This is a genomic window from Bradyrhizobium sp. MI1.10 (assembly GCF_055811035.1).
In genome coordinates this window covers 45,347-69,039 of record NZ_JBVVPN010000012.1, presented here as the reverse complement: position 1 = coordinate 69,039, position 23,693 = coordinate 45,347, and the positions used below count along the sequence as shown (strand labels likewise).

General features: G+C 63.8%; 23 protein-coding genes. 11 read left to right on the top strand and 12 right to left on the bottom strand.

Translation table 11 applies throughout. The features are described 5' to 3' along the window. Window positions 1–3: 3 nt before the first annotated feature. Together AC0L3K_RS14675 and AC0L3K_RS14670 are read right to left on the bottom strand one after the other, a co-directional pair. Entirely contained in the window at window positions 4–678 is a 675-nt protein-coding gene (locus tag AC0L3K_RS14675) for an NAD(P)-dependent oxidoreductase (protein WP_354201808.1), read from the bottom strand. Window positions 679–720: 42 nt separating this feature from the next. Beyond that, window positions 721–1,590 carry an SDR family oxidoreductase gene (locus AC0L3K_RS14670; protein WP_473366252.1) on the bottom strand — a complete coding sequence of 290 codons (870 nt, stop codon included), beginning with the start codon at window positions 1,588–1,590 and terminating at the stop codon, window positions 721–723. A gap of 104 nt (window positions 1,591–1,694) precedes the next feature. On the opposite strand from AC0L3K_RS14670, the gene AC0L3K_RS14665 reads away from it, so the two are divergent. Continuing rightward, window positions 1,695–2,588, top strand: coding sequence for a LysR family transcriptional regulator (locus AC0L3K_RS14665; protein WP_473366251.1), 894 nt, complete (start codon window positions 1,695–1,697; stop codon window positions 2,586–2,588). Between the two features lie 30 nt (window positions 2,589–2,618). Here the strand turns inward: AC0L3K_RS14665 and AC0L3K_RS14660 are convergent, their stop codons facing one another. Then, window positions 2,619–3,536, bottom strand: a complete 918-nt coding sequence (locus AC0L3K_RS14660) for an intradiol ring-cleavage dioxygenase (protein ID WP_007593962.1) — start codon at window positions 3,534–3,536, stop codon at window positions 2,619–2,621. A gap of 161 nt (window positions 3,537–3,697) precedes the next feature. Between AC0L3K_RS14660 and AC0L3K_RS14655 the strand changes: the two genes are divergently transcribed. Beyond that, complete coding sequence (locus tag AC0L3K_RS14655) at window positions 3,698–4,972, top strand: serine hydrolase domain-containing protein (RefSeq protein WP_473366250.1); 1,275 nt, start codon at window positions 3,698–3,700, stop codon at window positions 4,970–4,972. Between the two features lie 48 nt (window positions 4,973–5,020). Here the strand turns inward: AC0L3K_RS14655 and AC0L3K_RS14650 are convergent, their stop codons facing one another. The 4 genes from AC0L3K_RS14650 to AC0L3K_RS14635 all read right to left on the bottom strand — a co-directional run bounded on the left by AC0L3K_RS14650 (window position 5,021) and on the right by AC0L3K_RS14635 (window position 8,583). Beyond that, window positions 5,021–6,340, bottom strand: a complete 1,320-nt coding sequence (locus AC0L3K_RS14650; protein WP_007593964.1) for a TRAP transporter large permease — start codon at window positions 6,338–6,340, stop codon at window positions 5,021–5,023. Next, entirely contained in the window at window positions 6,337–6,852 is a 516-nt protein-coding gene (locus AC0L3K_RS14645) for a TRAP transporter small permease (RefSeq protein ID WP_007593965.1), read from the bottom strand. Before AC0L3K_RS14645 ends, AC0L3K_RS14650 begins: the two co-directional genes overlap by 4 nt. Window positions 6,853–6,931: 79 nt before the next feature. After that, entirely contained in the window at window positions 6,932–7,930 is a 999-nt protein-coding gene (locus AC0L3K_RS14640; RefSeq protein WP_219682738.1) for a TRAP transporter substrate-binding protein, read from the bottom strand. A 419-nt stretch (window positions 7,931–8,349) separates the two neighbouring features. After that, a complete protein-coding gene (locus AC0L3K_RS14635; protein ID WP_219682739.1) occupies window positions 8,350–8,583 on the bottom strand; it encodes a hypothetical protein in 234 nt (77 codons plus the stop codon). A gap of 138 nt (window positions 8,584–8,721) precedes the next feature. On the opposite strand from AC0L3K_RS14635, the gene AC0L3K_RS14630 reads away from it, so the two are divergent. The 3 genes from AC0L3K_RS14630 to AC0L3K_RS14620 all read left to right on the top strand — a co-directional run bounded on the left by AC0L3K_RS14630 (window position 8,722) and on the right by AC0L3K_RS14620 (window position 12,017). Next, on the top strand, window positions 8,722–9,066 hold the full coding sequence (locus AC0L3K_RS14630; protein WP_219682740.1) for a DUF1236 domain-containing protein: 345 nt from the start codon (window positions 8,722–8,724) through the stop codon (window positions 9,064–9,066). A gap of 343 nt (window positions 9,067–9,409) precedes the next feature. Further along, a complete protein-coding gene (locus AC0L3K_RS14625; protein WP_007593972.1) occupies window positions 9,410–10,867 on the top strand; it encodes a sensor histidine kinase in 1,458 nt (485 codons plus the stop codon). A gap of 13 nt (window positions 10,868–10,880) precedes the next feature. Beyond that, entirely contained in the window at window positions 10,881–12,017 is a 1,137-nt protein-coding gene (locus AC0L3K_RS14620) for a mandelate racemase/muconate lactonizing enzyme family protein (RefSeq protein ID WP_354127759.1), read from the top strand. Here AC0L3K_RS14620 and AC0L3K_RS14615 read toward each other — a convergent pair. After that, a complete protein-coding gene (locus AC0L3K_RS14615) occupies window positions 12,014–12,745 on the bottom strand; it encodes a cytochrome c biogenesis CcdA family protein (protein WP_219682742.1) in 732 nt (243 codons plus the stop codon). The genes AC0L3K_RS14620 and AC0L3K_RS14615 overlap by 4 nt on opposite strands. Window positions 12,746–12,951: 206 nt before the next feature. Then, window positions 12,952–13,218, bottom strand: a complete 267-nt coding sequence (locus tag AC0L3K_RS14610) for a hypothetical protein (RefSeq protein ID WP_007593979.1) — start codon at window positions 13,216–13,218, stop codon at window positions 12,952–12,954. Between the two features lie 490 nt (window positions 13,219–13,708). Between AC0L3K_RS14610 and AC0L3K_RS14605 the strand changes: the two genes are divergently transcribed. From AC0L3K_RS14605 to AC0L3K_RS14585, 5 genes are all read left to right on the top strand, one after another. Next, window positions 13,709–14,755, top strand: coding sequence for a LysR family transcriptional regulator (locus AC0L3K_RS14605; protein WP_007593980.1), 1,047 nt, complete (start codon window positions 13,709–13,711; stop codon window positions 14,753–14,755). A 29-nt stretch (window positions 14,756–14,784) separates the two neighbouring features. Next, the gene (locus AC0L3K_RS14600; protein WP_026233304.1) at window positions 14,785–15,156 is read left to right on the top strand and encodes a helix-turn-helix domain-containing protein; all 372 of its coding nucleotides are present in this window, start codon (window positions 14,785–14,787) and stop codon (window positions 15,154–15,156) included. 374 nt (window positions 15,157–15,530) lie between these two features. Beyond that, window positions 15,531–16,880, top strand: coding sequence for a L,D-transpeptidase family protein (locus AC0L3K_RS14595; protein ID WP_219682744.1), 1,350 nt, complete (start codon window positions 15,531–15,533; stop codon window positions 16,878–16,880). Between the two features lie 111 nt (window positions 16,881–16,991). After that, window positions 16,992–17,813 (top strand): enoyl-CoA hydratase, encoded by an 822-nt coding sequence (locus tag AC0L3K_RS14590; RefSeq protein WP_473366249.1) that lies wholly within the window; start codon window positions 16,992–16,994, stop codon window positions 17,811–17,813. A gap of 188 nt (window positions 17,814–18,001) precedes the next feature. Next, window positions 18,002–18,283, top strand: a complete 282-nt coding sequence (locus AC0L3K_RS14585; protein ID WP_473366248.1) for a hypothetical protein — start codon at window positions 18,002–18,004, stop codon at window positions 18,281–18,283. Window positions 18,284–18,311: 28 nt separating this feature from the next. Here the strand turns inward: AC0L3K_RS14585 and AC0L3K_RS14580 are convergent, their stop codons facing one another. From AC0L3K_RS14580 to AC0L3K_RS14570, 3 genes are all read right to left on the bottom strand, one after another. Further along, entirely contained in the window at window positions 18,312–19,391 is a 1,080-nt protein-coding gene (locus tag AC0L3K_RS14580; protein WP_007593989.1) for an isocitrate/isopropylmalate dehydrogenase family protein, read from the bottom strand. A 130-nt stretch (window positions 19,392–19,521) separates the two neighbouring features. Beyond that, on the bottom strand, window positions 19,522–20,589 hold the full coding sequence (locus tag AC0L3K_RS14575; RefSeq protein ID WP_473366247.1) for an alcohol dehydrogenase: 1,068 nt from the start codon (window positions 20,587–20,589) through the stop codon (window positions 19,522–19,524). Between the two features lie 157 nt (window positions 20,590–20,746). After that, window positions 20,747–21,943: a CaiB/BaiF CoA transferase family protein gene (locus AC0L3K_RS14570; RefSeq protein WP_473366246.1), complete on the bottom strand. Its 1,197-nt coding sequence runs from the start codon at window positions 21,941–21,943 to the stop codon at window positions 20,747–20,749. A gap of 195 nt (window positions 21,944–22,138) precedes the next feature. Between AC0L3K_RS14570 and glgA the strand changes: the two genes are divergently transcribed. Then, window positions 22,139–23,554 carry a glycogen synthase GlgA gene (gene glgA / locus AC0L3K_RS14565; RefSeq protein ID WP_219682748.1) on the top strand — a complete coding sequence of 472 codons (1,416 nt, stop codon included), beginning with the start codon at window positions 22,139–22,141 and terminating at the stop codon, window positions 23,552–23,554. Window positions 23,555–23,693 lie beyond the last annotated feature (139 nt).

Here is a 23,693-nt window from a genome sequence, read left to right as displayed (position 1 = left end):
GCGTCACCACGTGATCAGCGGAGACCGATGCAGCCAGGTATCGGCGCGCACTTGATCCAGCACGAATGTAGCAACGTCCTCGCGCGCGATGCTGCCACCATGGAAGCCCGAAAGATCCGTCAGCGCCCGGACCGAGCCGCGGCCGGGCTTGTTATTGAGGATCGAGGGGCGAACCAGGACCCAGTCCAGCCCGCTGTCTCTGACGATCGCCTCCTGCCGGTTCTTGTCGGCGTACACCTTCTTCAGGAGAAGCGGAAAGATCACGTTGTCGGCGACAAAGCCGCCGTGCCCGGCACTGTCGCCGGCGCCCATTCCCGTGATGCAAACCAGCCGCGAGACCTGCTCGGCCTTCATCGCGCTCACGAGCGCGCGCGTCGCGGTCGAGAGCAGCGTCACCTCGCGGAACGGGCTTACCGGTGTACCCAGCGCGCTGACTACGGCCTCACGGCCTTTGAGGGCTTCGCGCAGGGCTGTTTCATCGCGGGCATCTCCGACGATGAGCTTCGCCCCCGTGATGTCACTTGCCTTGCCGGCGGAGCGCACCAGCACGGTGACGTCGTAGCCCCGCGCCGCCGCCTGGTTGACGATCAGGCGACCGGTGGCACCGGTCGCTCCAAGCACCAATATCTTCGTTGCGCCTTCCGGATTCACCGGAACAGTGGCGATTGAAGAGGTCATGATAGGAGTCCTCGTTGTCGTGATGGGGACGTGCCCCTGCCGTCAGGCAGTGGCCGTGATCTCGGAGACGAAGTCGCGATAGGAGCGCAGGGGACGGCCCAACAGCGCGGTCAGACGCTCGACGTCGCCGGCCTCGGGGACCATTCCCTCGGTGAGGAAACGCTCGCTCATCAGCCGCATGTCATAAGCCATCCAGCTCGGCATGAACTGCCTGAGGTTCTTCTCGAAGCCGGCGGTATCGTCACCGGGATAGGCAATCGTGCGTCCCAGCACCTCCGACCAGACGGCGGCGGCTTTCGCGCCGGTGAGCGTATCAGGACCGACGAGATTGATGCGCGTGAGCGGAAGCGGTGTTGCGGCGCGCTCACGACGGACGAGCTCGATGGCGGCGATCTCGCCGATGTCGCGCGCATCGATCATGGCGAGCCCCCTGCTCCCGATCGGCATCGGATAGATGCCGTATCCGGTCACCACGTCCTTGATCGTGACGTCGTTGTTCATGAAGTACGCCGGGCGCAGGATGGTGGCGTTGAAGCCCATCTGCTCGATCATCCGCTCGACGCCGAACTTGCCGGCAAAGTGCGGGACGTTCACGTAGCGATCGCTGTGGATCACCGAGAGGTAGACGACCCGCTCGACGCCAGCCTCGCGGGCCAGGTTGAGCGCGATCAGTGCCTGCGTGAATTCATCCGGCACCACTGCATTGAGCAGGAACAGGGTCGAGACGCCCTTGAATGCGCTGCGGATCGAGTCGACGTCGAGCAGATCGCCCTGCACGACGGTGACGCCTGCCGGGAGGTTTGCCTTGGCAGGATCGCGGGCGAGAGCACGGACATCGGCACCGCGCTTGACGAGCTGCTCGAGGACGTGGCGGCCGATGGTGCCGGTTGCGCCGGTAACGAGGATGGTCATGGGGATCACTCCGGGGTTGGGGTCAGAAGACATCCCGGAAATTACTGATCCACATTCGGACCGATAGCCGCTATATCTGGACAGACTGTCTCACTGGTGGAACAATGGACCTGCTCGCACTCGCCGATTTCAATCTCGTCGCCCGGCACGGCGGGTTCGGACGGGCCGCACGGGCCGCCGGCCGCCCGAAAGCCACCCTGTCGCGGCGGGTCGCGGAGCTGGAAGCCGCGCTCGACCTCCGCCTGTTCGAACGGGGAGCGCGCACCCTGAAACTTACGCAGGAAGGACGCGCCCTTTACGAGCGCACCGGGGCGTTGCTCACCGAGCTTGATGAGACGGCGGCGGCGATCGCTTCGGGCGGCGACAGCCCGCGCGGCAGCTTGCGGATCAGCGCGCCTATGCTGTTCTCGCAGACTGCAATGGGAAACCTCGCGGCCGGGTTCGCGCTCAGATATCCGGAGATCCGTCTTGAGGTCACGACGGAAGACCGCTCCGTCGACATGGTGGAGGAAGGCTATGACCTCGTCATTCGGGTCAATCCCGATCCAGATGACAGCCTTGTCGGACGAATCTTTCTGCGCGATCGGCTGGTGGTGGTGGCGAGCCCGGACCTGAAACCACCGAGGGACGGTATCGCCGTGCCGGCCGTCATGCGCGGCGCGGGCGATCAGCTAACAAGCTGGGACGTGACAACGCCACGCGGACAATCGCGCATTGCGATTGATCCAGTCCTCCGCCTGTCGTCGCTCATCATGGTCCGCGATGCGGTCCGGGCCGGCGTCGGCGCTACGCGCCTGCCAGTGTCACTGGTCAGTCACGACCTCGCTGCGGGCACGCTGGTGCTTTGGGGCGATATCGAGGGACCGGAGATCGCGCTGTGGACGCTTTATCCATCACGCCGGCTCCTGAGTGCGCGCGTATCCGCCTTCCTCGACTTCATGAAAGAAGCCTTTCCGATGGGGACGCCTGACGAGCTGGCGGCCTTTATCGGGAGATGAGAGGGCGGCGCGTGCTCTCGCGCCTGACGGTCAGGCCGGCTCCTCCGCCTTCATCCCCAGCGGCTTGGGCGCCATGCCGCCGCCGGGCTTGAGGTGGAATTCGTAGGTCATCAGGTGCCACTGCCCGCTTGCCCTGGAGCCGTCGGGCATCTCCGGGTCGCTGCGCGGCTCGACCTTGGCGACGAGGTCGTCCTTCACGCCGAACACCACGTCGGAATCCAGATATTTGTCGCCGTCCATAAAGACGTGGGTGATCAGCGGCTCGTAGCCCTTGGCATTGACCAGGAAGTGCACATGCGCCGGGCGCATCGGGTGGCGGTTGGTCTGCACGATCATCTCGCCGACCGGGCCGTCAGTCGGGATCGGGTAGCTGCAAGGCAGGATGGTGCGGAAGAAAAAGCGGCCATCGCTATCGGTGATGAAGCGCGCCCGCGCCGAGGCGCCGACCTCATCATAGTTCGGCTTCTGCGAGTCGTAGAAGCCGTCATCGTCGGCGTGCCAGACGTCAACGGGGACATTCGCGAGCGGCTTGCCCTTGAGATCGGTGACACGGCTCTGCACGAACATCCGTTCGCCGGTCTGATTGTTCGGAGAGATGTCGGTGCCGTGCGCCGTCACCTTGTGCTCGCCGACATAGAACGGCCCGAGCACGGTGGTCTGGGTAGCGCCCTCGCGCTCGCGATGGTTGACCGCGTCGACCAACATGGAGACGCCGAGCACGTCGGACAGGAGGATGAATTCCTGCCGGGTGTCCGTGCATTTCTGGCCGGTGCGGGTCAGGAAATCGATGGCGTATTCCCACTCCTCAAAGGTGAGGCCGGTCTTGCTCACGTAATCGTGCAGCGACTTCACCAATTCCTGGAGCAGGAATTTCGCGCGCGGGTCGGGTGTCTGGTCAAAGCTCCGGACGACGGCTTCAGTGAGTTCGGTCTCGTTGAACTGGGTCATGGTGCGTTTGCCTGGTTTTTTCGTTGACCCGGGTGGGCTCCTTGGAGGCGTTCCAGGGCGCAGCCTACACCAGTCGGACCGGCTGCGTTAAGCGCAACCGGCTTGGAAAGAGGTCGCCATTTCGGCTATCACCTTTCCGATAAAATGCCCCGGAGGAACTGATGCTCGCCCCTACCCCCGCCTCGCCCGAATCCGTCGGTATGTCCAAGTCCGCGCTCGACCGTATCGATGCGCATCTGAAGAGCCGGTACATCGATGCCGGTCGCTTCCCGGGCACGCATCTCCTGGTCTATCGCCGTGGCAAGGTCGCCCACAGCTCTCTGCAGGGCTTTGCCGATATCGAGCGCAAGGCGCCGGTCAAGGACGACACCATCTACCGCATCTATTCCATGACCAAGCCGCTCACCAGCGTCGCCTTCATGATGCTGGTCGAGCAAGGCCTCGTCGCGATCGATGAGCCGGTCGCCAAGTACATTCCGGAATGGAAGGATCTCGGCGTGTTCGTCGCCGGCACCGCGCCGTCCTTCCTGACCCGGCCGCCTTCGCGGCCGATGCTGATCGTCGACCTCCTGCGCCACACCTCCGGCCTCACCTATGGCTTCCAGCAGCGCTCGAATGTCGATGCCACCTACCGCGCTGAAAAGATCGGCGAGGTCGAGAAATCAGGCACGCTGCAGACCATGATCGAGAGCCTCGCGAAAATCCCGCTGGAGTTCTCGCCGGGCGAGGCCTGGAACTACTCGGTTTCGACCGACGTGATCGGTTACCTCGTCGGCAAGATCTCCGGGATCCCCTTCGAGCAGTTCCTGAAACAACGCATCCTCGATCCACTCGGCATGACCGACACTGATTTCCACGTGCCTGCTTCCAAGGCCCACCGGTTCGCCGCCTGTTACTCGGCCGACCCGGGCGGCGGCATGACCTTCCATGCCGGCCAGCGGCGCGAGGGACTGACATTACAGGACGATCCAACCAAGAGCTCGTTCCTGTCACCGCCGTCCTTCATCTCGGGCGGCGGCGGGCTGTGCTCGACGACGGCCGACTATCTCACCTTCTGCCGTGCGCTGCTCAATGGCGGCGAGCTCGGCGGCGTCAGGCTGATCGGGCCGAAGACGCTGGCATTGATGACGACCAACCACATTCCCGGCGGGCGCTTTCTCCCCGAGGTGTCGCGCTCGCTGTTCTCCGAAGCGACCTACAACGGCATCGGTTTCGGCCTCGGCTTCGCCGTGACCATGCGCGCGGCCGAGACACTGGTCGCCGGCAGCCCCGGTGAATACAATTGGGGCGGCGCGGCCACGACGTCGTTCTGGATCGACCCGGCGGAGGAGCTGATCACCATCTTCATGACGCAGGTGCTGCCATCCAGCGCCTACCCGCTCCGGCGCGAGCTGCGCAGCATGGTCTACGCCGCGATCACCGAGAGCAATCTCTAGACAAAATCACCGATCCCGCGGCATCAGAACCGCGGGATCAAGCCCCGTTCATTTCAACATCTCCGGCACGATCAGGCGCGGCAGGAACAGCGAAACGCTCGGCCAGATGATGACCGCCGCCAGCACGAGCAGCATCGGAATCAGCATGATCACCGTGTCCTTGAGCGCATAGCGCAACCGCACCCCGGCGATCGAGCAGGCGATCATCAGGCACAGGCCATAGGGCGGCGTCACCAGCCCGAAGGCCAGCGAGACGATCGATATGATCGCAAACTGCACCGGATGAAGGTCCACCGATTTCGCCAGCGGTTCGAGAACGGTGCCGACGATGATGATCGCCGGAATGGCGTCGAGGAAGCAGCCCACCACCAGAAAGCAGAACGCGATGAAGAAGCCGGCCCCGATCGCACCCATGCCCCAGGTCGAGACGTTGGCCAGCAATTCCTGCGGAATCCTGTAGTAGGCCAGCAGCCAGCCGAACGCGCTGGCGGTGCCCACGCAGAACAGCGCGACACCCGCGAGACGGCCGGTGTCGAGCAAAGCCTTGTAGAGTTCGCGCGCGCCGGTTTCGCGGTAAAAGAATGTCGATAGCGCCACGGAATAAAGCACCGCGACGCAGGCGGATTCGGTCGCGGTGAACCACCCCAGCAGGATGCCGCCGACGATGATGAACGGCGTCAGCAGCGCCGGTATCGAGCGCCAGATGGCGCAGCACATCTCCCTCCAGGTGTCCTTCGGATAGGTCGGATAACCACGCCGCACGGCATAGACATGCACTGTTGCCATCTGCGCGCCGGCGATCAGCAAGCCCGGCACGATGCCCGCGAGATACATCGCGGCGATCGAAGTCGAGATCAGTCCGCCCCACACGATCATCAGGATCGAGGGCGGGATGATGACGGCGAGCACGGCCGACACCGCTGTAATGGCGATGGAGAACGAGAGGTCGTAACCCTCTTTGGTCTGGGCATCGATGAATATCTTGGACTGGCTCGCCGCGTCCGCGGTGGAGGAGCCGGAGATGCCGGCAAAGAACACCGACAGCACGACGTTGATCTGCGCCAGCGACCCCGGCCAGTGCCCGACCATCGAGCGCGACAACGCCACCAGGCGATCGGTGATGCCGCCAATGCTCATCAAATTGGCGGTGAGCAGGAAGAACGGCACCGCCAGCAGGATGAACGAATTGTAGGCGTTGAAGGTTTCCTGCGCGAGCGTCATCAGCGACAGATGCGGTTCGATCAGCAGGATCGGCACGCAGGCCAGACCAAGCGCGAAGGCGACCGGCACGCGTATGATGAGCAGGCCAACGAAAGTACCGAACAGGACCATCGCGGCCTGCCCGGCAGAAAGAACATTGCCGCTCATTGATTTGCCCCAACCAGAATCCGGATCTCGTCGACAATCTGTTCACCGGCGAACACGATCCAGGTCACGCCGGCAACCGGCCAGGCGACGTGGATCAGCCAAAGCGGCAGATCGGCCAGCTCCGAAGTTCTGTTCCAGGCAAAGCGGGTGAACTCGATGCCGGCGGATACGAACACCAGCGCCAGCACCAGCACGCCGAGCCGCGCAAGAATCCGCACCAAGGCTTCGCTTCGGCGTGACAGGTCAGGCCAGACGTCGACTTCAAAATGCTGCGACTCTCTGATGCCGACCATGGCGCCGATCATGATCGTCCAGATGAACATGAACCGCGCCATCTCCTCGGTCCAGATGTAGGACGGAATCAAAGGCGTGTAGCGCGAGATGATCTGCAACGTGACTGGAATGACCAGAAGGCCGACAGAGGCGGCGAGCAGGATTTCCAGCAGTTTTGCATAGGCCGCCGTTGCTCGGCGCCATGGCGACGGGTTCGGCGGCATCGATATTTCGGTCATTACGACTCCGGGGGATCACAATCACGCAATGGGGCAAGCCGTCTGGCTTGCCCCGCTGTCGCGTGGGCGGCGACAGTTCTCAGACGACGTTGATCTTCTCGAAAATGCCTTCCGCGCCGATTTCCTTGGCGTAGGTGGCCATCACGGGATCGGCGAGCTTCTTCATGGCGTCCCGCTCCTCGAACGGGACCCGCTTGAGCTTGCCAGCCTTTTCCAGCGTGTCGAGCTTGACGACCTCTTCGCTCGACTCCAGCTGACGGCCGTAGTCGCCGGCCTCCTTGCCGGCCTTCATGATCGCGTCCTGCAAATCCTTCGGCAGGGTCTTCAGCGTCTTCACCGAGAAGCAGATCGGCCGGATCGACACGGCGTGCTGGGTCAGGTTGAGATGCGGAGCCACTTCGTAGAACTTCATCGCCTCGACGCCGGCCGCCTCGTTCTCCCCGGCCGCTATCACGCCGTTCTGGATCGCGTTGTAGATTTCGTTATAGGCGATCACCGTCGGGCTCATGCCCACGGCCGCAAAGGTCTTGGACCAGATCGGCGCGCCCTGTACGCGCACCTTGAGTCCCCTAAGATCGGCAAGAGTCTTGAGCGGCTTGTTGGCGAAGATATTGCGGATGCCACCGCCGGAATAGCCGATCAGAACGACCTCGGCCTTGGCCGCGACTTCGTCAGCGATCGGCGCCAGGATATTGGCTTCGACGACCTTGTTCATGTGTTCGATGCCCTTGAACACGAAGGGCGCGTCGATGAACGGAGCCGCCTTGGCGAAGGTCGACATGTGAGCCGGCGAGACGATGCCGTAGTCGACGGCTTTGCCCTGCGACATGTACTCGAAATACTGCTTTTCGAGGCCAAGCGAGGAATTCCTGTGCAGCGTGAAGTTGACTGGCTTGCCGTAATACTTCTTCACCAGCTCTTCGAACCGGAGCAGTGCCCGGTTGAAGGCGTGGTCGTCGTTGAACTGGACCGCGCCGTTCAGCGTGATCGGCGACTGTGCCCTGACGATTGACGGCATGCCAATCGCGGCCGCCGCAGTGGTCGCACCGAGCCCAGCGAGAAATGATCTTCGCTTCATCGTCTCCCCTCCCTTTGATGCTCCGGCCCCGTCGCCGGGCCGTGAGCGCAGCCGGTATGCGGCTTGCGAGTGGGAAGCGTATGGAAAACGTCGGCGGGACGGAAGTCATTTCGCGTGCGCGGGAGGTCCTCTTCGTCGCAGGGCCACTCTTCGCGCGAACTGTTGCACTGCAACTTGCGCTCCTGGCGACGCGTGGCAGGCTGAGGGGAGACAGGCTGAGGGGAGACAGGCTGAGGGGAGACAGGCTGAGGGGAGACAGGCTGAGGGGAGACAGGCTTGCGGACCTGTGCGCTGCACGCACAGATCCGCTCGCCTTCCACTGTGCTTTAATGCAAATGGCCGATCAGATAGATGCCGCCGCCGATCACCAGCACGGCAGGAACGGCCCAGAGAATCAGAACTGGCATTTGTCATCCTCCTCAGTTCGACGTGCAGACCTTGACGGTCTTCATGCCGCTTTCAGCCTCGGTGCGCGACTTGTAGATCGTGCCCGACGGGCTGACGACGGTCATGGACGTGTCCGTCGGCTTCTTGTCGACGATCGTGCACTTCTTGGTCTTGACGTCCTGCACGACATAGAACTCGTCGGCAGCGAACGCCGGCAGGGAAAACGCGGCAAGCATCAGTGCTGCAGTTACTATCTTCAACTTCATTGGTCGTCCTCCTCCAGAACCCGAGCCGTTCAGCCCGGTCATCTACAAACGGGAAAAAATGGTAATTGGTTCCCAGAGCCGGGAACGCTGTCGGCGATGAGGGGTTGTTGCGGCGCATATTCGAATGAGGAGAACGAGATGAAGAAGTTGTTCCTGCTTTCCGCCGCCGCGGTCCTGATTTCGACCGGTGCTTTCGCGCAATCGACCGTCGTAACGACGACCGGAACCGGTAACGCGGCGGCCGTTCAGATCGAGCCGCAATACCGGACCAGGATCAAATCCTACGTCACCGAGCATCGCATTCGCCCGGTCACGACGAAGGAGAAGATTATCGTCGGCGCGAAGGTGCCGAGCGACGTCGAGCTCGAGGCCGTTCCGGCCGACTGGGGCCCGTCCCTCACGAAGTATCGCTACGTCTACTCCGGCGATCGCGTGATGCTCGTCGATCCCGGCTCGCGTACGGTCGTTCAGGAAATTGATTGATCCAGGTGTAAGGGGGCCGCCTTGAAGGGCGGCCTCCCTCTCTGGGAGTTGACGTTATGAGATCGCATCGAGAGGCCCGGATCGCCGGGCTCAGCCTGGCGGCCGTGTACGCCATGTGCCTGCTACTAACCGCAATCAGCATGAGCTGAGGCACAGCCGCCGACTGCGATGCAAAATCTTCTGGGCGGCTCGTCCGGACGCGAAAATTATGGCGCGGCGCAAATCCCGCCCCTATGGTCTCCCAAAATCATAAATCCGGCGCTCCCTTGCGCTGGAACCGGGACGCCCGCGTTTGTCAAAGCTCACTTTGCCGGTCCGGCTCGCTCTTCTGGTCACGGGAACGATGTTGCCGCTGATCGTCTTCGCGGTCGGTATTGCCGTCTACAATTACAAGCAGGACCGCAACGACGCGACCCGCCGCGTGCTGGAGAACGTGCGCAGCATGCGCCTCGTGCTGGACTCCGAGGTGCAGCGGATGACCGGCGGCCTGCAAGTGCTTGCGCTGACCAATTCGCTGCGCAATGACGACTTCCAGAGCTTCCGCCGCATGGCCCTCGGCTTCGTCGACCAATATGGCAAGGGCGGCCTGGTGCTGATCTCCGATCGCAAAGGCCGGCTGTTGTTTTCCTCCGCGACCGAGGACACCGCAAGCCTGCCGCCGCGCGGTCATCTCGAGATCATCGAGAAGGTGTTTGCGACCAGGTCGCCGCAATATTCCGACCTGTTCACCGGCGCGATCAACGGCCGACAGGTGCTTACGGTCGAGGTTCCGGTGCTCCGCGATGGCGAGGTGATCTACGACCTCTGCTTCAGTCCGCCGGTCAGCACCTTTCAGGACCTGGTCGAGAAGCAACGGCCCGACCAGAACTGGACGGTTTCCTTGCTCGACACCAAGGCTTTCGTGTTCGCGCGCACGCCGAACCCTACGGAGACGTTCGGCAAACGGGCTACCGGCACGCTGTATGAGAGTATATTGCGCACACCGGAGGCCGCACTCTCGACCGTTTCGCTCGATGGTGTTGCGTTGTCCACCGTCTATACGAGGTCGCGGCTCACTGGCTGGACCATCGTGGCCGGCGTCGCCGAGAGCTCGCTGATCGCTCCGCTCTGGCGCAACATCGCGATCACCAGTTTTATCGGCGGCATCCTGCTGCTGACCGGCCTGACCTTCGCGGTCAGGATGGCGACCACGATCGCGCGCGGCGAGATGCTGCACGATCTCCTGATCGACGAGCTCAACCATCGCGTCAAGAACACGCTCGCCTTGATGCAGGCGATCGCGGTGCAGACCTTCCGCAGCGCCAGCCGGGACGAGCGGACGAAGTTCGAGGGGCGGCTCGGCGCGCTGGCCGAAGCGCACAATTTGTTGAGCCAGGAAAAATGGGCGGGCTCCGAGCTGCGGGACGTGATCACCCGCGCGCTCCAGCCGTTCCTGCTGAACAATCCAGAGCGCATCCGCATGGCCGGACCCGCAGTGCCGCTGTCGCCGCGGCTCGCCGTGGTGCTGTCGATGATCGTGCACGAGATCGCCACCAACGCTGCAAAGTACGGCGCGCTGTCCAATGAGACCGGCCGGGTGACGCTGGAGTGGGAGGTCGTTGCCGAGGCGCCGAAGCCGCGGCTCCGCCTGATCTGGACCGAGATCGGCGGACCGCCGGTGACGGCGCCGGTGCAACGCGGCTTCGGCTCACGCCTGATCGAACGCAGCGCGCGCGACCAGCTCGGCGGCGAGGCAACGGTCGACTTCCTGCCGCGCGGCGTGGTCTGCACGGTGATTTGCGCGCTGGATGAGGCGCGATGAACGGAGGCCGGCAATGAAGATCACAAGCGTTCGCACGCACATCCTCGAAGCAAAGCTGTCGCAGCCCTTCGCCTATTCGCGCGCCTGGTACGACACGCGCACCGCGATGCTGGTCGAAATCGAGACTGACGACGGCCTTGTCGGCTGGGGTGAATGCTACGGCCCGGCACGAATGACGGCGGCGGTGGTTCGCAGCATCGAGCCATGGCTGATCGGCGAAGATCCGTTGCGCACCGACGTGCTGTGGCAGATGGTCTATGCGCGCTTGCGCGATCATGGCCAGAAGGGCGTCGTGATCCAGGGGATGAGCGGCATCGACATCGCGTTATGGGACATCAAGGGCAAGCATTTTGGCGTACCCGTGCATCAGCTTCTCGGCGGTGCCGCGCGCAAGCAGGTTGTGGCCTATGCGACCGGTCTCTACCGGCGCAAGTCAGGCGATCCGCTGACCTATCTGCCGGAGGAAGCGGCCGGTTATGCCGCCGAAGGATTCCGCGCCGTGAAGCTGAAGGTCGGTTTCGGCATCGCCGAGGATGCCGCAGTCACCCGCGCGGTGCGCGAGGCGATCGGCGCCGATGTCGCGCTGATGGTCGATGCGAACCACGCCTATGACGCGGTCGCGGCGATCCGGCTCGGCCGCCTGATCGAGCGCCATGACATCGGATGGTTCGAGGAGCCGGTGCCGCCGGAGGATGTCGCGGGCTATCGCGCGGTGAAATCCGCGCTCACGATTCCGGTCGCCGGCGGCGAGTGCGAATTCACGCGCTTCGGCTTTCGCGAGCTGTTCGTCTCGCACGCACTTGACATCGCCCAGCCCGACACCTGCGCGGCAGGTGGTTTGAGTGAATGCAAGAAGATCGCCGACATGAGCGAGGCGTTCGGCATCCGCTACAATCCGCATGTCTGGGGCACCGGCATCGCGATCGCGGCCTCGCTTCAGCTCCTCGCCGTGCTGCCGTCGCACACGCCGACTTCGCTGTCCTCGCTCGAGCCGATGCTTGAATTCGACCGCACCGAACATCCGATCCGGCAGGCGATTTTGAAGGAACCGATCGAGCATGAGAGAGGCGTCGTGCGGGTGCCCGAGGGGCCTGGCCTCGGCATCGAGATCGACCGCGAGGCGCTGGCGCGCTTTGCGGCGGAGGCCTAGCCGATCGTCTGCAACGCCGGAAACGTCTCCAGCAGCCAGATGCTCACGTTCGAGACCGCGCCGGTGAGGAATCCAATGCCGGTAATCACCATCAGGACGCCCATGGCGCGCTCGACATTGACGAGATGGCCCTTCATGCGCGCGAACAGGGTGGAAAACTGCTCGATCATCAGGGCAGCGATCAGGAAGGGAATGCCGAGGCCGGCCGAATAGACCGCGAGCAGGCCGGCACCCTTCGTCACCGTGGCTTCGGCCGCGGCGACCGAGAGGATCGCGGCGAGGATCGGGCCGATGCAGGGCGTCCAGCCAAAGGCAAAGGCCAGCCCCATCACATAAGCGCCCCAGAGGCCAACGGGCTTGGGCGCGGTCAAGCGTCCCTCGCGCATCAACAGGCCGATGCGCGTCAGGCCGAGGAAGTGCAGGCCCATGACGATGATAACGATGCCGGCGAGGATCGAGAGTTCGGTCGACCAGGCGCGGATCAGTCCGCCGATCAGAGAGGCGCTGGCGCCGAGCGCCACGAACACCGTGGAGAAGCCGAGCACGAACAGGAGCGCCGACATCATGATGGCGCGCTTGGAGGTCGAAGCGGGCTCGTTGCTTTCGACATGCTCGATCGTCGCGCCCGTCAGATAGATCAGGTAGGGCGGAACCAGCGGCAGGACGCAAGGGGAGAGGAAGCTGACGAGGCCGGCAATCAGCGCCGCCGGGATCGAAACATTTTGCATGATGCAGTCGGAGCCATCTCAGGCCCCGGTGCGGCGCGCGGGGAATGCGCGCGGCCCGGAGCCGAACCGGCTCTGGTGTAGCCGATGCCAGCGAATGCGCAACAGAGGCGCACAAAACCAGGGCTCCTCCCGATGCCGTCTGTGATCACAGATGCGGCATCGGGACACGCACAAATCTCGCCAAAAAGCGAAACTCGGCGGCGCGGCTACTTCACCACGCGGAGCAGCGGACGCCGGGGCTGGTCCTGCGTCTGCTTGGAGGGGGGCTGCGGTTCGTTCGTGGCCGTCCGCAGCATTTCGTCGCACAGTGCCTTGAGATCGGCACTGTCAATTCCTTTGAGTTTCATCCGCACGTCCAGGATGACAATGGACAGCAGCTCGGCCGACTCGCGGCTGTTGCTCTCGTTGAGCACCCTGCGGCACTCTTCGAGCGTTTCCAGCACCGACTGCAACTGTTCGTCTGAATGCGACACGGCGTTCTTTCCGCTAATTCGGCCTGTGAGACGTGGTTGTGACGACCCTTTTGGCCCCCATGGAGCGTTGAGGATAACACGAGGCCGCTGCGCCCCCGAACAGGATTTCAGTGTGTTTCTGCCTTGAAACCGCGGTTCCCGCGCGTATCGCGTCGCCCCGCCGACCGTCGTCGAAACGCTCAGTCGTAAAACGCCTGGCGTGCTGCAATTGATCCATCGCGGAACGCGGCGCCGGCTCTCGCCCATGGACGTTCATCGCGGACAGCGCCGACGATCCCGCAGCCATGTCACGGCTCACAACGGAACTCACGCCACACCCCTCATACGGGCGATGGTTTGCCCGATTCCCAGCCCTTGTTCCCAGCCCTGGCAGCACCGGAATACCACCTGCGGCGTAGTAAGGATGACGTTCAAAACTCGTCGTTCCCCAACCCGCAGTGGTTGTGGTTTGCGCCAGATTCTGCCAGTTTAGCGACCCGAAGGGACTTGTATGCACTCCTTGGCGGAAAGGGGCGTTCCACTGCAGGAACGCCCAAAGACAAACATCAGCGGCCTGTCGGACTGGGATGCGGCGCGCATTTTCCTGGAAGTCGTCCGATGCGGAAGTTTCCGTTCGGCGGCCGAGCGCCTGTCGCTGTCGATCAATGCCGTCCGCCGCCGGATCGATGATTTCGAACGCCAGACCGGCACCACCCTGTTCACCCGCGACGTCCACGGCACTCATCTGACCGACGAAGGCGCGCTGGTGGTCTCCGCCGTCGAGCAAATGGAGGCGGCCGCATTCGACGTGCTGCGCACCAGCGATTCGACGGCGAACGCCCTGTCCGGCGAGGTCCGCGTCGCCGTCACCGAGGGACTGGGCACATTCTGGCTCGCCCCGCGACTGGTCGAATTCCAGCAGGCCTTTCCGAAGATCCTGGTCGACCTGCACTGCGCGATGCGCTCGGCCGACGTCTCTCGCCATGAGGCCGATGTCGCCATTCACCTGTCGCGGCCCTCCGCGCTCGACGTCAAGCTGGTGCGCCTCGGCCGCATGCATCTGATGTTCTGGGCCTCCGAGAAATACATTTCAAAACATGGCGCGCCGCGTTCGGCGATGGAGTTGATCAAGCACCGCCTGGTGCTGCAGTTCGCCGACCAGCTCGACGCCAAGCAAACTTTCGAGAGCTTCTTCCCCGGCGTTCCGGAGCGTGACCTTCTGGTCATGAAGACCAACGTCTCGAGCGCCAATTACTGGGCAGTCGCGAATGGTGCCGGAATTGGCGTATTCCCGAGCTACGCCGTTGCGCTTGGCGGGAAGTTGATTCCACTGGAGGTCGAGCTGAACAGATCGCTGGATATCTGGTTGTCCTACCACCCTGGTAGCGGCCGGATTCCGCGAGTGCGGCACATGATTGACTGGCTGATCGAAGCCTTCAATCCGGCGCGTTTCCCGTGGTTTAAGGAAGAGTTCGTGCACCCGCATGAATTCAAGGACGAGTATATGGGCGAACCCCTGACCCACCTCTTCGGGGGGTTTTCAACCGAAGACCGATGAGAAAAAAGATGAAGACAGCGGCGAAGAGAATGAAGCAGCGCAGTGCCGGCAAGCCGGACATTGAGTTGGGCAAGCGAATCCGTCTGCGGCGCGTCGAGATGAAGGTCTCGCAGGCGGAGCTCGGCGAGAAGCTCGGCGTCAGTTTCCAGCAGGTCCAGAAGTACGAGAAGGGCGTCAATCGCGTCGGCGCGGCCCGGCTCCAGCAGATCGCCACCGCCCTCGATGTGCCGGTGACCTTCTTCTATGACGGCGACAACAAGGCGCGCGAAGTCGAGAGCCTGCTCTTCCTGGACTCGGCCTTCAGCCTCCGCCTGCTGCGCGCCTACAGCAAGATCAAGGACCAGACGGTGCAGCGTCAGCTCGTCTCTCTGATGGAATCGATCGCGGCGAACGAAGCCTGAGCCGATCGGCGTTCGCGCCTTTCCGCCCGATGTTCAATCCGCCGCGTCACGGGGACGCGGCTGGATTGGACGAGACCCGGACGAGATCTATCCGGCCCGCGCGCTCGCGCAGACTTCTCGGGGCGGCATCACCGCCCCTTTTTGTTGACCATTTTTCCCGCCGTCGCCCGCGGTTTTCGCGAACCGATTCCGGCCCTGTCGCGACCCAATCCAGAGACCGCCGTCCGACGTGCGGGGCTCGTGATGCGCCGTGCTTAAGGGAGCCGCAACCGGGAGGCGCTAGCCTCTCGCCGATTTCTCGAATCAGCACGACCACCGGAATTTCCGACGCGATCGCCCGTCCGGGCCTCGCTCTCATGGGGAATATGGGACACATGTCGAAACGCCATGCGATGATCATTGCCGTCGGCATGCTTGCGAGCGCCTCCGCGCTTGCGCAGACCGAGACCATTGGGCAGGCCGGGCCTAAGCCGGCGACTACGGCTGGCACCGTGCCGGCCGCCGCCAATCCGGCCCACGCAGCCGCCCCGAAAACCGCCGCGCCGGCATCCGCTTCGACGGCAGAAAGCCGCTCGGCCGCGGCGCTCGCGCTGACGCATGAGCCGACCTATGACGAAGGATCCGCCCAGCGCATCAAGGATGCGGCACTGAGCTATTCCGATCTGGCCGTGCGCGGCGGCTGGCCGGCCATCCCGGCAGACGCCAAATTCGCGCCCGGCGCCCAGGGCGCCAATGACGATCTCCTGCGCAAGCGGCTGATCGTCTCCGGCGATCTTGCCGCCGACAGGGCGAGCGGCGCCTTCGACCAGGATCTCGCCGACGCCGTGAAACGCTTCCAGGCCCGCCACGGCCTTGCACCAACCGGAACGATGACACCACGCACGATCGCGGCGATGAACGTGCCGGTGCAGACGCGCATCCGGCAGCTGGAGGCTTCGCTGCAGCGGCTCGAGAACATGAATTTCGGCTTCGGCCAGCGCTATGTCGTGGTCAACATCCCCGCCGCCTTCGCCGAAGCCATCGAGAACGACGTCGTGGTGAGGCGCTATCGCGTGATCGTCGGCAAGACCGAAAAGCCCTCGCCGACGCTGACGGCCCAGATCAGCAGCGTCGTCCTCAATCCGACCTGGACGGTGCCTTCCTCGATCGCCAAGACCGAGATCTCCGCGCATATGCGCAAGGATCCTACCTATCTGTCGCGCATGCACATGGAGGTGCTCGACGCCCACGACAATCCGATCGATCCGAATTCGGTTGACTGGTCGGGCACGCATACGCCGAATTTCACCGTGCGCCAGCACAACGGCACGTTCAACGCGCTCGGCGCGGTCAAGATCGACATGCCGAATTCCTATTCGGTCTACATGCACGACACCAACCAGCGCAATCTGTTCAGCGATGATTACCGCTTCGATTCCCATGGCTGCTCGCGCGTCGACAATGTGCGCGATCTCGCCGCGTGGCTGTTGAAGGACCAGCCGAAATGGAGCCGCGCCGCAATCGACGCGGAAATCGCCAGCGGCCAGCATCTCGACGTCGCCATGGTGAAGAAAGTGCCGGTGGCCTGGATCTATCTCACGGCGTGGATGACCAAGGACCAGACCGTCCAGTTCCGCAACGACGTCTATAGCCAGGACGAGCAGCTGCTGGAGGCGACCGCCGAAGAGGCGGCCTTCTTCAGCAATGCCGGCAGCCATCCGCTGACCGCGCATATGACGAGATAGATCGCGCCATGCAATCGCGGCACAGGCGGCTGCAAGGCCACCTCCGTTGCCGCGGTTGACCCTGGCCTCGCCCCGGCCGAACATTGCGCTTCGCCAACGAAAGCGAGCGCGATGTCCGACATGTCTAGCACGACCGAAATTCCTTACGCCGACGGCAAGATCCTCAAGCACATAGCCGGTGGCGTCGGCGTGATCACCTTCAACAATCCCGACAAGCGCAATGCGATGTCGCTGGAGATGTGGGAGAGATTTGGCGAGGCGCTGACAGCCTTACGCGATGACGCTGCCGTGCGCGTCGTGATCCTGCGCGGCGGCGGCGGCAAGGCGTTCGTGTCGGGCGCCGACATCAGCCAGTTCGAGAAGGCACGCCATAACGCCGCCGCTTCCGAGGAATATGGCAAACGCAGCGCCGCCCAGCGCGCGCTGCTCGCCGATTATCCCAAGCCGACCATTGCCTGCATCCAGGGCTTTTGTCTCGGCGGCGGCATGCAAGTGGCGATGCTCGCGGACATCCGCATTGCCTCCCATGGCAGCCAGTTCGGCATTCCCGCGGCGAAGCTCGGCATCGCCTATGGCTATGACGGCTTGAAGCACCTGGTGTCGCTGGTTGGCCCGTCCTGGGCCCGGCTCCTGATGTATACGGGCATGCGCATCGATGCGTCGGAAGCGCTGCGCATCGGGTTGGTCGAGCGCGTGGTTCCGGAGGATCAGCTCTGGGGCGAGACCATGGCCATCGCCGAGACGATCTCGCAAAATGCGCCGCTCGCGATCAAGGCTGCCAAGCTCACCATCGCGCAAGTGTTGAAGGACGAAAGCGGGCGCGACATGGACGCGATCAAGGCGGCCGGCACGGCCTGCATGGACAGCGCGGATTTTCGCGAGGGCCGGCAGGCCTTCATGGAGAAGCGCAAGCCGCAGTTCCAGGGACGGTGATTCCGTCGTCAGCGAGCAAAATGAAAACAATCCAGAGTGCCTCTGCCTCTTCGTCGCTTGGCTCTTCGCGATGACGGCCGCCAACGTGAACATGCATTCACGAAGATTAAATTCCCACGCCGCTGCAACACCATAGCAACCAGCTGATTTGCTGGAAGTTCTCTCGCCATCAAACGAGGGAGATTGCGATGAAACTGAGATTTGCTGTTGTTGGTCTGGCTGCCCTGGGCGGCGCAACGCTCGCATCAGGACAGGCGCTCGCAGCGATGCCGAACGGCATTCCGCAGGCCGACCGTATCGCGAGCGGCCCGGCAGCCGACGTCGATCAGGTGCGCTGGGTCTGCAACCCCTGGGGTCGCTGCTTCTGGCGTCCGAACTATTATGGCGCCTACGGCTTTTACGGCGGCCCGCGACGCTTCTACGGCGGCCGTCCGTGGGGCTGGGGCCATCGCCACTGGCGTCGCTGGTGAACTACAAGGGGCCGCGAGGCCTCTCTTCCTACAAAGCCGCGAGCACCGCCTTCGTGATGTCGGCGGTGCCGTTGCTGCCGCCGAATTCCATCGGCTTCAGGCCGCCGGCATAGACCTTGTCCACGGCGCGCTCAATTTGTTCGCCGGCCTCAGCCGCGCCCTCAACGCCGTGCTTGTCGGCGAGCCAGTCCAGCATCATCGCGGCCGACAGGATCATCCCGGTGGGATTGGCCTTGCCCTGCCCCATGATGTCGGGCGCGGTGCCGTGGCACGGCTGGAACACGGCGTATTTGTCGCCGATGTCTGCCGACGGCGCCATGCCGAGGCCGCCGATCAGGCTCGCGGTGATGTCGGAGACGATGTCGCCGAACATGTTCTCCATCACCATCACGTCGAAATCCCAGGGACGCTTCACCAGCATCGCCGAGCAGGCATCGACATAGAGCCGGTCGGTCTTCACCTCCGGATGACGCTTGGCGATGTCGTCGAAGATGCCGCGGAAGAACGCAAAGGCCTTGAACACGTTCGCCTTGTCGACGCAGGCGAGCGCGCCGGGCTTGCCGCGCGCCTTGCGCCGTTCGGCGAGGCGAAACGAGAACTCGAACAGGCGCTCGGACGTCTTGCGCGTGATCACCATGGTCTCGCGCGCCTCCTCATGGGTGACGACGCCCTTGCCCATCGAGGCGAACAGGCCTTCGGTGGACTCCCTGATCACGACGAGATCGATGCCGCGCTGGTCGGCGCCGACGATCGGGCTCGGTACGCCCGGAATGAGCCGCGCCGGGCGCACACCGGCATAGAGATCGAAGATGAAGCGCAGCTCGATCTGCGGCGCGATCTCGGTGTTGTCAGGGTAGCGCACCGACGGCAGACCGCAGGCGCCGAGCAGGATCGCGTCCGCCTCCTCGCACAGCTTGATGGTGGTATCGGGCATCGACTTGCCGGTGGCGAGATAATGATTGGCGCCGGCCGGCGCCTCGGTGAAGCGGAAGCTCAGGCCGGATTTCGTCTCGATCTTGCGCAGGACTTCGATGGCCGGCGCCATGACTTCGGGACCGATGCCGTCACCGGCGAGCACGGCAATGTGGAAGGCGTTATTTGCGGACATGGGGCTTCCGAATGAAGGAGAGAGAGACTCGTCATTGCGAGGAGCTCTTGCGACGAAGCAATCCAGACGGTTCAGCGGAGGGATTCTGGATTGCTTCGCTGCGCTCGCAATGACGGAGGATAGACCGAGGCTACGGCGTCAGCACCGTGCGGCCAACCACCGCGCCCTGCTGAAGCTGCACCAGCGCGTCGTTGGCCTTGGCGAGCGGCTGCCGCGTCACGGGGATCGGCGCTATGTTCTTCGCTCGCACGAGGTCGAGCAACTCCTGCGTCTCGCGCAAATTGCCGACATAGCTGCCCTGGATCGTCACCGCCTTGATCGGAATCAGCGGCAGCGCCCAGGTCGCGCCGCCGCCGAACAGGCCGACGAGCACGAGCTTGCCGCCCTTCGTCAGGCAGTCGAAGCCGAGTTGGGTGGTGGCGGCGTTGCCGACGAGATCGAGCACGGCGCGGATGGGACCACCGGCTTTCTTGGCAAGCTGCTCCAGCGCGTCGGGCGTCTTGGGATCGACGGTCGCGAGCGCGCCGGCTTGCTCCGCGCCTTCGCGCTTCTTCGCGTCGATGTCGACCATGATCGCGCCCTTGCCGCCCATCGCCTTCAGCAGCGACAGCGCCATCAAGCCAAGTCCGCCGGCACCGAACATCACGATCGGCGTGTCGAAGTGCTGCTCGAGCTTCTTCAGCGCGCTATAGGTCGTGACGCCCGAGCAGGCGTAGGGTGCGGCCGACGCGGGATCGAGGCCTCTCAGATTGAGCAAATAGCGCGGATGCGGCACCAGCATGTGGTCGGAATAGCCGCCGTCGCAATAGACGCCGAGCGAGCGCGGCGTCAGGCACATGTTCTCGTCACCGGCGAGACAGGTCGCGCATTTGCCGCAACCGATCCAGGGATAGACCAGCCCGACATCGCCGATCTTCACGTCGCCCTGGTCCGACGACTTCACGTTCGGGCCGAAGGCGAGGACCTCGCCGACCGTCTCGTGCCCCATGGTCAGCGGCAAATTGATGCCGCGGTCCTTCAGCGAGAGCGGCTTGCGGCCGTGGCCGAGATCGTAGCCGCCTTCCCAGATGTGAAGGTCGCTATGGCAGACGCCGGCGGCCTTTACCTTGATCAGCACCTGCGTGCCGGACGGCTGCGGCGTCGCCTCGTCGAACTCCTGCAGCGGCGCCTTGAAGTCGGCGACCTTGAAACTTTTCATCGGTGTCCTCCCGGATACTTTTCTTGTCGCCGCCACCATGGCATGGGCGGCAGGACGAGACAAACTCGACCTGTCTAGTGTGGGCTGGTGGATCATGGCAAGCCGGCCACGCGGAAAGCCGCATTGCTCGCTGCACGAAGCTGTCCGTCAGACTTCGTCAGCCTTGCGCGGCTGTTTTGCCTGACGGAATTGGTCCACCGTCGGTGAGCCCGATCTCCGCGCGCAGCCCGTCGGTGTGCTCGCCAAGAACGGCCATCGTCTTGCCCGGTGTCGTATCGGCACCGGTCATCCGGAACGGCAGATTGAGCACCTGGAACGAACCGCCTTCATCCTCCACAGACGAGAGCGCCTCACGGTGCGCGAGCTGCGGATCGGCCAGTGCTTCGGACACAGTGCGGTAGGCCGAGGCCGGCACGCCGGCCGCACCTAGCGCGACAAGACAGACATCGGTCGAGAGCTGCCGCGACCAGGCCTCGACACCGTCCATCAAGTCGGCCCAATGATCGCGGCGCGCCGCGTAGGCGGCGAAGCGCGGATCGGAAATCCAGTCGGGGCGGTCGATCACGCCCATCAGTCCCTGAAACGTCTTCTCGCTCGCGACCGTGATCATGACATAGCCATTGGCCGTCTCGGTCGGCCCGAACATCGGGCGCGGCGGCGGCTTCACCGCGAATTGCGAACTCTGCAACTCCGTCAGCGTCAGCGTCAGCATCGATTCCAGCATGGAAACGTCGATGTGCTGGCCGAGCCCAGTCAAGGTGCGCTGGTAGAGCGCCGACGCGATCGCGCCAAACCCGTAGGTGCCGGTGACGACGTCGGCATGGTAGATGCCGCAATAATCCGGGCGGCTGCGGCCGGGCTGGTAGGCGAGATGCGCCATGTCGTAACCGGAGGCTGCATGGATCACCGGCGCATAGGCCGGCAGCTCGGCCGACGGGCCGCTCTGGCCGTAGCCGGAGATCGAGCAGTAGATCAGCTTCGGATTGACGGTGCGTATTCTGTCATAGTCGAGCCGCAGCCGATGCATCACGCCGGGGCGAAAGTTCTCGACCAGGATGTCAGCAGTCGCGGCCAGCCGGCGGACCGCCTCCTTGCCGTCCTCGGACTTGAGGTCGAGCACGACGCTCTTCTTGCCGACGTTGAGCTGGCCGAACACGGTGCTGCAGCCCTTGCGCAGCGGCGGCCGGGTCCGCATCGTCTCGCCGCCGTCGGTCTCGATCTTGATGACCTCGGCGCCCATGTCGGCGAGCATCCGCGCACAATGGGGACCGGCGATGGTGGTCGAAAAATCCAGGACACGGAGGCCGGCGAAGGCCTTTGTCGTGGTCCCCTCATGCTTATCTGATAGCTGCATGCCTGCTTGCGTCCTTGAGTCACTTAGGAACTTATCGAAGTTCTCTGTTGTTGGTGCGCCGACCCTAGAGGGCGGCGGCTGAGTAGGAAAGTCTTTACCGAACAGACACGTCTCGCGGGCGGCTTTGGGAATTCCGGGGCAACTGGACCCGTTCTTGCATAGCAGCAATCGGGCTCCGGCAGAGGGCAGCAGTTCTTGAGGGTCTTGTTCGTTACGACAGAAATGGACGACTTTGTCCGCGTCGGCGGACTTGGAGCCGTTTCCGCTGCACTCCCCCGAGCCCTCCGTCCTTTCGCCGACATCCGGGTCATGTTGCCTGGCTATCGCGACATCATCGAACAACTCACGCATATTCAGATCGTTGGCCGCTGTCCGGCGTTCGCGGAGATGCCGGCCTGCTCGCTCGGCCGCGCCGCGACCAAGGACGGTCTGCCGGTCTATGTGTTGTTGTGTTCGCAACTCTACGACCGGCCCGGCAACCCCTATGGCGACGAGTCCGGGCGCGACTGGCCCGACAACGACATCCGTTTCGCTCGCTTTGCCTCGGCCGCCGCTGAGCTCGCGATGGGCACGCTGGACAAGGATTGGGCAGCAGACCTGATCCATGCCAATGACTGGCAGGCTTCGCTCGTGCCGGCCTACCTCGCTTGGCGCGGCTCCAAGCTGCCGTCGATCCTGACCATTCATAACCTCGCCTATCAGGGCCTCTTCCCGAAGGACTCGCTGCGGCGGATCGGCGCACCGGAGAGCTCCTTCCATATCGACGGCGTCGAGTTCTACGACCAGCTCTCCTTCCTCAAGGCCGGGCTGGTCTACGCCTCGCATCTCACGACAGTCAGCGGCACCTATGCGCGGGAGATCACCACGGATGAATTCGGCTGCGGTCTCGAAGGCCTGCTTCGAGTCCGCTCCGACGCGGCCGAGCTCACCGGCATCCTCAACGGCATCGACGAGAGCTGGGACCCGCGTTCCTGCGCCCAGCTTGCCCAGCAGTTCGGCGCCGGCGACTGGATAGGCAAGAAGGCCAATGCGGACTATGTGCGCAAGCAGTTCGGGCTTGCGGTGTCGCGCGGCCCGATGTTCGGCATCGTCGCCCGGCTGGTGCACCAGAAGGGCATCGATCTCGTGCTGGCGGCGGCCGACGAGATCGTCGATGCCGGCGGGCAGATCGTGGTCACCGGCTCCGGGGAGCCGGCGCTCGAGCAGGCGCTGATCGACGCGCATCGCCGGCGCCCTGACGCGATCGGGGTCGTGATCGGCTTCAACGAGGCCCAGGCGCGCCGCATCTTCGCCGGCAGCGATTTCACATTGATGCCGTCACGCTTCGAGCCCTGCGGGCTCAGCCAGATGTACGCCCAGCGCTTCGGCTCGCTGCCGATCGGCCACCAGACCGGCGGCCTCGCCGAGACCATTACCGACGGCGAAACCGGCTTCCTGTTCTCAAAACCCTCGCACGAGTCCTTCCTCGGCGGCGTCCGCCGGGCGTTCTCCGCCTTCGTGGCACAGGACCAGCTCGACACCATGCGTCGCAGCGCGATGGGACGGTCGTTCTCCTGGAGCATCCCGGCCGGCAGCTACAACGCGCTGTACCGGAAGCTGGCGGCGGTGTGAGCGCGCGGCGACGGCGTGTCCTTCGCGCTCCGTCCTTGCGAGCGTAGCGAAGCAATCCAGACTGTTTCCGTGGCAGCAGCCTGGATTGCTTCGTCGCAAGGCCTCCTCGCAATGACGGTGGTTTGTGGCAACGGCGGAG